The organism is Citrobacter sp. TBCS-15, from assembly GCF_005280815.1.
In the GTDB taxonomy this organism is placed as follows: Bacteria; Pseudomonadota; Gammaproteobacteria; order Enterobacterales; family Enterobacteriaceae; genus Citrobacter; species Citrobacter werkmanii.
Map to the genome: position 1 here is coordinate 21,055 of NZ_SZWK01000283.1, position 10,240 is coordinate 31,294.

Consider the following 10,240-nt stretch of genomic DNA (forward strand, 5'->3'; position numbering starts at 1 on the left):
CTGACGCAATAAGGAACTGCAAAAATGACCGAACTGAAGAACGATCGTTATCTGCGTGCGCTGCTGCGCCAGCCCGTTGATGTCACCCCGGTATGGATGATGCGCCAGGCGGGTCGCTATCTACCGGAATATAAAGCCACGCGCGCCGAGGCGGGCGATTTTATGGCGCTGTGCAAAAACGCCGAGCTGGCCTGCGAAGTGACGCTGCAGCCGCTGCGTCGCTACAAGCTCGATGCGGCGATCCTCTTCTCGGATATTTTGACTATTCCGGATGCAATGGGGCTTGGGCTGTACTTTGAGGCCGGGGAAGGCCCGCGCTTCACCTCACCGATTACCAGCAAGGCCGACGTTGAAAAACTGCCGATTCCGGACCCGGAAGGCGAGCTGGGTTACGTAATGAATGCGGTGCGCACCATTCGCCGTGAGCTGAAGGGCGAGGTGCCGCTGATAGGTTTCTCCGGCAGCCCGTGGACGCTGGCGACCTACATGGTGGAAGGCGGCAGCAGTAAAGCCTTCACCGTGATTAAAAAGATGATGTATGCCGACCCTAAAGCGCTGCATCTGCTGCTCGATAAGCTGGCGCAGAGCGTCACGCTGTACCTGAACGCGCAGATTAAAGCGGGCGCGCAATCGGTAATGATTTTCGACACCTGGGGTGGCGTGCTGACCGGGCGCGACTATCAGCAGTTCTCGTTGTACTACATGCATAAAATCGTTGACGGTTTGCTGCGCGAAAACGAAGGCCGTCGAGTACCGGTGACGCTGTTTACCAAAGGCGGCGGTCAGTGGCTGGAAGCGATGGCGGAAACCGGCTGTGATGCGTTAGGTCTCGACTGGACAACAGATATCGCCGATGCGCGCCGTCGCGTTGGCCATAAGGTGGCGCTGCAGGGCAATATGGATCCGTCCATGCTGTATGCGCCGCCGGCACGGATCGAAGACGAGGTAGCGACTATACTTGCAGGTTTCGGCCAGGGTGAAGGCCACGTCTTCAACCTCGGTCACGGCATCCATCAGGATGTACCGCCGGAACATGCAGGGGTGTTTGTGGAGGCGGTGCATCGCCTGTCCGAACAATACCACCGCTAAGGAGTCATTATGGATCTCGCGTCGCTACGCGCTCAGCAGCTTGAACTGGCCTCTTCAGTGATCCGCGAGGATCGCCTCGACAAGGATCCGCCGGATCTGATCGGGGGAGCGGATGTCGGGTTTGAGCAGGGTGGCGAAGTGACGCGGGCCGCGATGGTTCTGCTGAAGTATCCCTCTCTGGAACTGGTTGAATACACGGTGGCGCGGGTCGCCACCACCATGCCGTATATTCCCGGCTTTCTCTCCTTTCGTGAAACCCCCGCGCTGATGGCCGCCTGGCAACAGCTGTCGCAAAAACCGGATCTGCTGTTCGTCGACGGGCATGGTATTTCCCACCCACGTCGCCTGGGGGTCGCCAGCCATTTTGGTCTGCTGGTGGATGTCCCGACCATTGGCGTGGCGAAAAAACGTTTGTGCGGCAAGTTTGAGCCGCTCTCTGCCGAACCCGGTGCGCTCGCGCCGCTGCTGGATAAAGGCGAACAGCTGGCATGGGTCTGGCGCAGCAAAGCGCGCTGCAATCCGTTGTTTATATCCACGGGTCACCGCGTGGGCATGGACAGCGCGCTGGCGTGGGTGCAGCGCTGTATGAACGGTTATCGCTTACCGGAACCGACCCGCTGGGCGGATGCGGTGGCATCAGAACGTCCGTCTTTTACGCGGCTTGCAGCAAAAACGCCCCATATCGGGTAAACTGCGGCTAATTTCCGTATTTGAGAACTCATCATGTTACAAAACCCTATTCACCTGCGCCTGGAGAAGCTGGAAAGCTGGCAGCACGTCACGTTTATGGCCTGCCTCTGTGAGCGCATGTACCCAAACTACGCCATGTTCTGCAAGCAAACGGAATTTGGCGATGGGCAAATTTACCGCCGAATTTTAGATTTAATTTGGGAAACGCTGACGGTAAAAGACGCGAAAATCAATTTCGACAGCCAGTTGGAAAAGTTTGAAGAGGCCATTCCTTCTGCGGATGATTACGATCTGTACGGCGTTTACCCGGCGATTGATGCCTGCGTGGCATTAAGCGAACTGATGCATTCACGTCTTAGCGGTGAAACGCTGGAGCATGCGATTGAGGTCAGCAAGGCATCGATTACGACGGTTGCGATGCTGGAAATGACCCAGGCTGGTCGCGAAATGACCGATGAAGAGTTGAAAGAGAACCCTGCCGTTGAGCAAGAATGGGATATTCAGTGGGAAATTTTCCGACTTTTAGCCGACTGTGAAGAACGCGATATTGAGCTGATAAAAGGGCTTCGTGCAGACCTGCGCGAGGCTGGTGAGAGCAATATTGGTATAAATTTTCAGCAATGACACCATAAAACGTGATTTAACGCCTGATTTGTCGTGCCTGAAGGCTTCCCATCCGCCCCCGGTCTGGTCTACATTTGGGGGGCGAAAAAAAGTGGCTATCGGTGCGTGTATGCAGGAGAGTGCTTTTCTGGCATTTCCGTCGCACTCGATGCTTAGCAAGCGATAAACACATTGTAAGGATAACTTATGAACAAGACTCAACTGATTGATGTAATTGCAGACAAAGCAGAACTGTCTAAAACACAGGCTAAAGCTGCTCTGGAATCCACTCTGGCTGCTATTACTGAGTCTCTGAAAGAAGGCGATGCTGTACAACTGGTTGGTTTCGGTACCTTCAAAGTGAACCACCGTGCTGAGCGCACTGGCCGCAACCCGCAGACCGGTAAAGAAATCAAAATCGCCGCAGCTAACGTACCGGCATTTGTTTCTGGTAAAGCACTGAAAGACGCGGTTAAGTAATTCGCGTGGCAGTGAACAGTTTTATCGAAGGGGCGGTTTCGCCCCTTTTGTCCATCTGGCGTCATTCGCTTTGGCTTTCAGGTGTTCTGTTACTGTCAGCCTGTGGCAGCCATTCTGAGCTTCCTCCGTTCACGGCCAGCGGCTATGTTGGCGACCAGGGGGCGGTACGCATCTGGCGTAAAGATTCCAGCGACGATGTTCACTTGCTCTCGGTATTTAGTCCGTGGCGTAAAGGCGATACCACCACCAGTGAATACCGCTGGCAGGGTGATTCGCTCTCTCTGATAGAACTCAACGTATACAGTAAACCGTCGGAACATGTTCGGATACGCTTTGATGACCGGGGCGAACTGAGTTTCATGCAACGTGAAGTCGACGGGCAAAAACAACAGCTTTCCAGCGATCAAATCGCACTTTACCGCTATCGCGCCGATCAAATCCGCCAGACCAGCGATGCGCTGCGTCAGGGACGGGTGATATTGCGTCAGGGACGCTGGCATGTGAATAACACGGTGACGACCTGTGAAGGTGAAACAGTGAAGCCCGATCTGGAATCGTGGGCGATTAACCATATTGAGCGCCGCCAGCGCCGTTCATCCGTAGAGGTGAGCGTGGCATGGCTGGAAGCGCCCGAAGGATCGCAACTGCTGCTGGTCGCCAATGAAGATTTTTGTCACTGGCAGCCGAAAGAGAAAACATTTTAACACCGGATGGCGACGCACATGCGTCTTATCCATCCTCAGTAGTCCGATTAGCGTAGCGCCATCAGGCATTAAGTCCTTTACCAGTGTCCCATTCCCATATGACCGCCACCGCGATAGTTACCGCCGCATCCGCCGTAGCCCATTCCTGCACCACGTGGCACGCCTGCCTCAGCCAGCGCGACATCACGCTTAACGCGTTGCTCATCCAGAGACTGATTCAGAGCCTCCATCTCTTTTGCCACGGCATTAATTTTTGCCGTGTCTGGCGAACTGGCTGTTAACAAGGCGTTGTACTCATAACGTTTGGAGACCAACTGTTGGCGTAATGCGCTGGTCTGTGAGTAGTAATCATCATAAATTTTCTGCGCGGTAGCCTGCTGCTCGGTAGTCATTGGTATGCCGCCCCGTTGCTGCATACCATCCCCATATCCCCAGTGATGTTGCGCCAGTGCTGGGGTGGAGCCCAGAGCGATAAGAGAGAGTGCAATCAGCGCCAGTTTGTTGTTCCGTTTCATTGTCCGTTCTCCTGTTGGTTAGCTTACCTTCCCTTTTGCATCTTCCGTGCCAAAGCGGCAATCCAGGCCGTGCGGGCGTTGTTCTCGTCCTCTCGGTAGGGAAGCGAGTAAAAATGACTCGCCAGAATTCGCCTGCGGGTCATTTTTACCCGCTACTTGCAGCAGTTTGTGTCTGAGGGCAGGGTTATCAGAGAGAAAAAATGGCATGATTTCTGCTGTATACCGGTAACGATGAAAGGAAACGGTGGGTAAAGGGAGAACGTATGCGTCTTTATAAGGACACGGTGGCAAAGTGGTTGAGCAGACTCTTGCTGGCGGCAATCCTGATGTTGGTCGGCTGGTTTTCGATTATGACCATACGGGACTATGGCCGGGAAAGTGATGCCGCCCGACAAACGCTCCTGGAAAAAGGCAGTGTGTTGATTCGCGCTCTGGAGTCCGGCACCCGTGTAGGCATGGGGATGCGCATGCATCATGCCCAGCAGCAGACGCTGCTGGAGGAAATGGCCGTACAACCAGGAGTGCTATGGTTTGCCGTCGTCGATGAGCATGGCGTCATTATTACCCACAGCAATTCCGCGATGGTGGGTAAATCACTTTATTCGCCCGATATCCTGCAGCAGCTACACCCCGGGGAACAAGAACGCTGGCGTAAAATTGAGATTCCAATGGGGGAGGGTGAAATAACGCCGGCACTGGAAATTTATCGCCAGTTCCAGCCGATGTATGGCCCAGGACGCCATGGCATGGCGCGTTGCGCCAGCAATGACGGGCAGCTTATCACCCCAACGCAGACCATATTTATCGCTTTTGATGCCAGCGACCTGGCCGCGACTCAGGCCAGAGAGTGGCGAAATACGCTGATTGTTTTGTCTGCGCTGGCGGCTGTGCTGCTGGCAACCGTGCTGACGTACTTCTGGTATCAGCGCTATCAGCGCTCGTATAAAGAACTACAGGATGCGATGAAGCGCAAAGAAAAACTGATGGCGCTCGGGCATCTGGCGGCTGGCGTTGCACATGAGATTCGTAACCCGCTTTCATCCATCAAAGGTTTGGCAAAATATTTTGCCGAACGAACACCGGCTGGCGGTGAGTCCCACGAGCTGGCGCAGGTGATGGCGAAAGAGGCGGACCGCTTAAATCGGGTGGTGAGTGAGCTGCTGGAGCTGGTGAAACCCGCGCACCTGACGCTACAACACGTGGATCTCAACCAGGTCATCACTCACTCACTCCACCTGGTGAGTCAGGATGCGGCAAGCCGGGAAATCCAGCTACGATTTGCAGCCAATGCCACGCTGCCTGCCATCGAGGCCGATCCCGATCGGCTCACTCAGGTTCTGCTGAATCTGTATCTGAACGCCATTCATGCGATAGGCCGCCAGGGCACAATTACGGTTGAAGCGAGTGAAAGCAGCGCTGATCGCGTTAAAATCGTGGTGACCGATAGCGGGAAGGGGATTGCGCCGGAACAACTGGAGGCCATTTTTACGCCTTACTTCACGACTAAAGCTGACGGAACCGGTCTCGGGCTGGCAGTAGTGCAGAACATAGTCGAACAGCACGGTGGTACCATTCAGGTGGCAAGCGTTGAGGGCAAAGGTGCGACCTTTACCCTTTGGCTGCCGACCAAAGTGAAACGACAGGATTAACAAGGATGACGCGCGGAAACATCAATATTCTGGTGGTAGATGACGATATCAGCCACTGCACCATTTTACAGGCGCTGCTGCGCGGCTGGGGTTATGAGGTTGCGCTGGCCTATAGCGGGCTAGCGGCTCTGGAACAGGTGCGCGAACGCGTATTTGATTTAGTGTTGTGTGATGTTCGCATGGCGGAGATGGACGGCATCGCAACGCTGAAAGAGATTAAAGCGCTGAATCCGGCGATTCCGGTACTGATTATGACGGCTTTCTCCAGCGTGGAGACCGCCGTTGAGGCGCTTAAAACCGGGGCGCTGGACTACTTAATCAAGCCGCTGGATTTTGACCGCCTGCAGGAGACGCTGGAAAAAGCGTTGGCGCATACGCGGGAAACGGGCGCTGAACTGCCATCGGCGTCGGCTGCGCAGTTTGGCATGATTGGCAGCAGTCCGGCGATGCAGAAATTGCTCAATGAAATCGCGATGGTTGCGCCCTCGGATGCTACGGTGCTTATCCACGGAGATTCCGGGACAGGGAAAGAGCTGGTTGCCCGCGCGCTACACGCCAGCAGCGCGCGCAGCGATAAGCCGCTGGTGACGCTAAACTGTGCGGCGCTGAACGAGTCTCTGCTGGAGTCCGAGCTGTTCGGTCACGAGAAAGGTGCGTTTACCGGGGCGGATAAACGTCGGGAAGGGCGTTTTGTCGAAGCGGACGGCGGCACGCTGTTTCTGGACGAAATTGGCGATATCTCACCACTGATGCAGGTGCGCCTGCTGCGGGCTATCCAGGAGCGAGAGGTGCAACGCGTTGGCGGTAATCAGACGCTGACGGTTGATGTACGGCTGATCGCCGCCACGCATCGTAATCTGGCGGAGGAGGTCAGTGCCGGGCGTTTTCGCCAGGATCTCTACTACCGTCTGAACGTGGTCACTATAGAAATGCCCGCATTATGTCAACGTCGGGAAGATATTCCGCTACTGGCGGAACATTTTCTGCAGCGTTTTGCCGCGCGTAACCGTAAAGCGGTGAAAGGTTTTACTCCGCAGGCGATGGATCTGCTGATTCACTACGGCTGGCCGGGGAATATCCGCGAGCTGGAGAACGCGGTGGAGCGGGCGGTGGTGCTGCTGACGGGCGAGTATATTACCGAGCGCGAGCTGCCGCTGGCTATTGCCGCGACGCCAATAAAAACGGAATACAGTGGCGAGATCCAGCCGCTGGTGGAAGTGGAGAAAGAGGTGATTCTGGCGGCGCTGGAAAAAACGGGCGGCAACAAAACGGAAGCCGCCCGTCAGTTAGGCATTACGCGTAAAACGCTGCTGGCGAAAATTTCGCGTTAGCGCTGTTCGCGTTCGATGGCGCGCCAGCCGATGTCGTTACGGCTGAAGCTGCCGTCCCAGCGGATGTCGGTCATCAGGGCGTAAGCGCGTTTCTGCGCTTCGGCGACGGTGTGGCCCAGCGCGGTGGCGCACAGGACGCGTCCGCCGCTGGTGAGCACGCGGTCGTCGTCGGCGAGCTTAGTGCCAGCGTGGAAGACTTTGCCGTCAGTTGAGGATTCCAGCGGCAGGCCGTGGATCTCATCGCCGGTGCTGTAGCTGCCTGGATAACCGCCCGCGGCGATCACCACGCCTAATGAAGCGCGCTCGTCCCACTCGGAGGTTTTCTCATCCAGCTTGCCGTCGCAGGCGGCCAGGCACAGATCCACCAGGTCCGACTTCATGCGCAGCATGATCGGCTGGGTTTCCGGATCGCCAAAGCGACAGTTGAACTCGATTACCTTCGGGTTGCCCTGCTTGTCGATCATCAGGCCCGCATACAGGAAGCCGGTGTAGGTATTCCCTTCCGCCGCCATGCCTTTTACGGTTGGCCAGATGATGCGTTCCATGGTGCGCTGGTGCACTTCATCAGTCACCACCGGCGCCGGGGAGTAAGCCCCCATGCCGCCAGTGTTCGGGCCGGTATCACCGTTTCCCACGCGTTTGTGGTCCTGGCTGGTGGCCATCGGCAGCACGTGCTCGCCGTCGACCATCACGATAAAGCTCGCTTCTTCGCCGTCGAGGAACTCTTCAATCACGATGCGGTGGCCCGCATCGCCAAAGGCGTTACCCGCCAGCATGTCCTGCACGGCGGCTTCGGCTTCTTCGAGCGTCATCGCGACGATAACGCCTTTACCCGCAGCCAGACCATCGGCCTTGATGACGATCGGTGCGCCTTTCTCGCGCAGGTAAGCCAGGGCAGGCTCAACCTCGGTAAAGTTCTGATACTCCGCCGTTGGGATATGATGACGGGCGAGGAAATCTTTGGTGAAGGCTTTGGAGCCTTCCAACTGTGCGGCACCTTCGGTTGGGCCAAAGATCTTCAGACCTGCGGCGCGGAACGCATCGACCACGCCAATCACCAGCGGCGCTTCCGGGCCAACGATGGTCAGGTCAATTTTCTCGTTCTGGGCAAAGCTCAGCAACGCCGGGATATCGGTTACGCCGATAGCCACGTTTTGCAGCGCGGGTTCCAGCGCGGTGCCCGCGTTGCCCGGTGCGACAAAAACGGTATCAACCAGCGGCGACTGCGCCGCTTTCCATGCCAGCGCGTGCTCACGCCCGCCGTTGCCAATCACTAATACTTTCATCGTCTGCTCCGTGGATTAATGGCGGAAATGGCGCATGTCGGTAAAGATCATCGCGATACCGTGTTCATCGGCAGCGGCAATGACTTCATCATCACGGATAGAACCGCCAGGCTGGATCACGCAGCTCACGCCTACGGCGGCAGCGGCATCAATACCATCGCGGAACGGGAAGAAGGCATCGGAGGCCATCGCGGACCCTTTCACTTCCAGACCTTCGTCAGCCGCTTTAATCCCGGCGATTTTCGCGGAGTAGACACGGCTCATCTGGCCTGCGCCGATGCCGATGGTCATATTCTCTTTGGCATAAACAATGGCGTTGGATTTCACGAACTTCGCCACTTTCCAGCAGAACAGCGCATCGCGCAGTTCCTGTTCGGTAGGTTGGCGTTTGGAAACCACGCGCAGTTCAGCTTCGCTCACCATACCCAGGTCACGATCCTGAACCAGCAGGCCGCCGTTAACGCGTTTGAAGTCCAGACCAGGTACGCGCTGTGCCCATTGACCGCAGGTCAATACGCGCACGTTCTGCTTGGTGGCAGTGATTTTCAGTGCGTCTTCGGTCGCGGACGGGGCGATGATCACTTCCACGAACTGGCGGGAGATAATCGCCTGCGCGGTTTCGGCATCCAGTTCGCGGTTGAAGGCGATAATGCCGCCGAACGCGGAGGTTGGGTCGGTTTTATACGCACGGTCGTAAGCGTCGAGAATAGTGGTGCTCACCGCCACGCCGCACGGGTTGGCGTGCTTGACAATCACGCAGGCCGGCTCGTTGAACTCTTTCACGCACTCGAGTGCCGCGTCGGTATCGGCGATATTGTTATAAGAGAGCGCTTTGCCCTGCACCTGTTGTGCAGTGGCAACGGATGCTTCTTTTACATTCTCTTCTATATAGAAGGCAGCCTGCTGGTGGCTGTTCTCGCCGTAGCGCATATCCTGCTTCTTAATGAAGTTCAGGTTCAGCGTACGCGGGAAGCGACCGGCGGCTTCTTTGCTCTCACCGTGATAAGCCGGAACCATGCTGCCGAAGTAGTTGGCAATCATGCTGTCGTAGGCGGCGGTGTGTTCGAAGGCTTTAATCGCGAGATCGAAACGGGTGTCGAGGGTCAAAGAACCTTCGTTAGCATCCATCTCTTTAATAATGGCGTCGTAGTCACTGCTCTTCACCACGATGGCGACGTCTTTATGGTTCTTCGCGGCGGAGCGCACCATCGTTGGGCCGCCGATATCGATGTTTTCTACCGCATCTTCCAGCGAGCAGCCTTCACGAGCCACGGTTTCGGCGAACGGATACAGGTTAACGACAACCATATCGATAGGGGCGATGTGATGCTGCTCCATGATCGCATCGTCCTGGCCGCGACGACCGAGGATGCCGCCGTGTACTTTTGGATGCAGGGTCTTTACGCGTCCATCCATCATTTCCGGGAAACCGGTGTAATCGGAAACTTCGGTCACCGCCAGACCTTTTTCTGCTAACAGGCGGGCGGTGCCCCCCGTAGACAGCAGCTCCACACCGCGTGCGGAAAGTGCCTGGGCGAATTCGATGATACCGGCCTTGTCAGAAACACTGAGCAGAGCGCGGCGGACTGGACGACGTTGTTGCATGGTAAATCCCCTGGATTTGACTATTACAGAGAGCGTTAGGTGAATTCTTGCGTAAAAACTCAGCTAACGCCCCTTACGGGGCATCCTTATTGTGCGGGGGCATTGTAACGAAAACGTTTGCGCAACGCTCGCGAATTTTTCTCTTTCCCTCAATTCCATTCTTTCATCTCTATAGATGAGGGATAAAACCCAGTGACGATTGCAAGCGATCCATATTTTTGTGGATAACTCTGTGTGTAAATGGGTATAAGGCGGGGTTTTGCTGTGGAATGCAGCAGTCAGTCATTT

The 10,240-nt window shown here is 56.1% G+C and carries 11 protein-coding genes; 7 read left to right on the plus strand and 4 right to left on the minus strand.

The features are described 5' to 3' along the window. Positions 1–24 precede the first annotated feature (24 nt). From hemE to FDW96_RS15375, 5 genes are all read left to right on the plus strand, one after another. On the plus strand, positions 25–1,089 hold the full coding sequence (gene hemE / locus FDW96_RS15355; RefSeq protein ID WP_042314226.1) for a uroporphyrinogen decarboxylase: 1,065 nt from the start codon (positions 25–27) through the stop codon (positions 1,087–1,089). Positions 1,090–1,098: 9 nt separating this feature from the next. Then, positions 1,099–1,779, plus strand: a complete 681-nt coding sequence (gene nfi, locus FDW96_RS15360) for a deoxyribonuclease V (protein WP_042314224.1) — start codon at positions 1,099–1,101, stop codon at positions 1,777–1,779. Between the two features lie 33 nt (positions 1,780–1,812). After that, positions 1,813–2,403 carry a YjaG family protein gene (locus tag FDW96_RS15365; protein WP_042314221.1) on the plus strand — a complete coding sequence of 197 codons (591 nt, stop codon included), beginning with the start codon at positions 1,813–1,815 and terminating at the stop codon, positions 2,401–2,403. A gap of 186 nt (positions 2,404–2,589) precedes the next feature. Next, positions 2,590–2,862 (plus strand): nucleoid-associated protein HU-alpha, encoded by a 273-nt coding sequence (gene hupA / locus FDW96_RS15370; protein WP_001044509.1) that lies wholly within the window; start codon positions 2,590–2,592, stop codon positions 2,860–2,862. Between the two features lie 11 nt (positions 2,863–2,873). Beyond that, a complete protein-coding gene (locus FDW96_RS15375; protein WP_137350203.1) occupies positions 2,874–3,566 on the plus strand; it encodes a DUF1481 domain-containing protein in 693 nt (230 codons plus the stop codon). 77 nt (positions 3,567–3,643) lie between these two features. Here FDW96_RS15375 and zraP read toward each other — a convergent pair whose 3' ends face one another. Next, on the minus strand, positions 3,644–4,081 hold the full coding sequence (zraP, locus tag FDW96_RS15380; RefSeq protein ID WP_042314220.1) for a zinc resistance sensor/chaperone ZraP: 438 nt from the start codon (positions 4,079–4,081) through the stop codon (positions 3,644–3,646). 18 nt (positions 4,082–4,099) lie between these two features. Next, a complete protein-coding gene (locus FDW96_RS25320) occupies positions 4,100–4,288 on the minus strand; it encodes a hypothetical protein (protein ID WP_154050607.1) in 189 nt (62 codons plus the stop codon). A gap of 56 nt (positions 4,289–4,344) precedes the next feature. On the opposite strand from FDW96_RS25320, the gene zraS reads away from it, so the two are divergent. Next, complete coding sequence (gene zraS / locus FDW96_RS15385; RefSeq protein ID WP_042314218.1) at positions 4,345–5,730, plus strand: two-component system sensor histidine kinase ZraS; 1,386 nt, start codon at positions 4,345–4,347, stop codon at positions 5,728–5,730. Between the two features lie 5 nt (positions 5,731–5,735). Continuing rightward, positions 5,736–7,061, plus strand: a complete 1,326-nt coding sequence (gene zraR, locus FDW96_RS15390; RefSeq protein WP_137365922.1) for a sigma-54-dependent response regulator transcription factor ZraR — start codon at positions 5,736–5,738, stop codon at positions 7,059–7,061. Here zraR and purD read toward each other — a convergent pair. Both purD and purH read right to left on the minus strand, forming a co-directional pair. Further along, on the minus strand, positions 7,058–8,347 hold the full coding sequence (purD, locus tag FDW96_RS15395; RefSeq protein WP_042314214.1) for a phosphoribosylamine--glycine ligase: 1,290 nt from the start codon (positions 8,345–8,347) through the stop codon (positions 7,058–7,060). The two genes, zraR and purD, sit on opposite strands and share 4 nt — an antisense overlap. Before the next feature lie 15 nt (positions 8,348–8,362). Further along, positions 8,363–9,952: a bifunctional phosphoribosylaminoimidazolecarboxamide formyltransferase/IMP cyclohydrolase gene (gene purH, locus FDW96_RS15400; RefSeq protein ID WP_137365923.1), complete on the minus strand. Its 1,590-nt coding sequence runs from the start codon at positions 9,950–9,952 to the stop codon at positions 8,363–8,365. Positions 9,953–10,240: the final 288 nt, after the last annotated feature.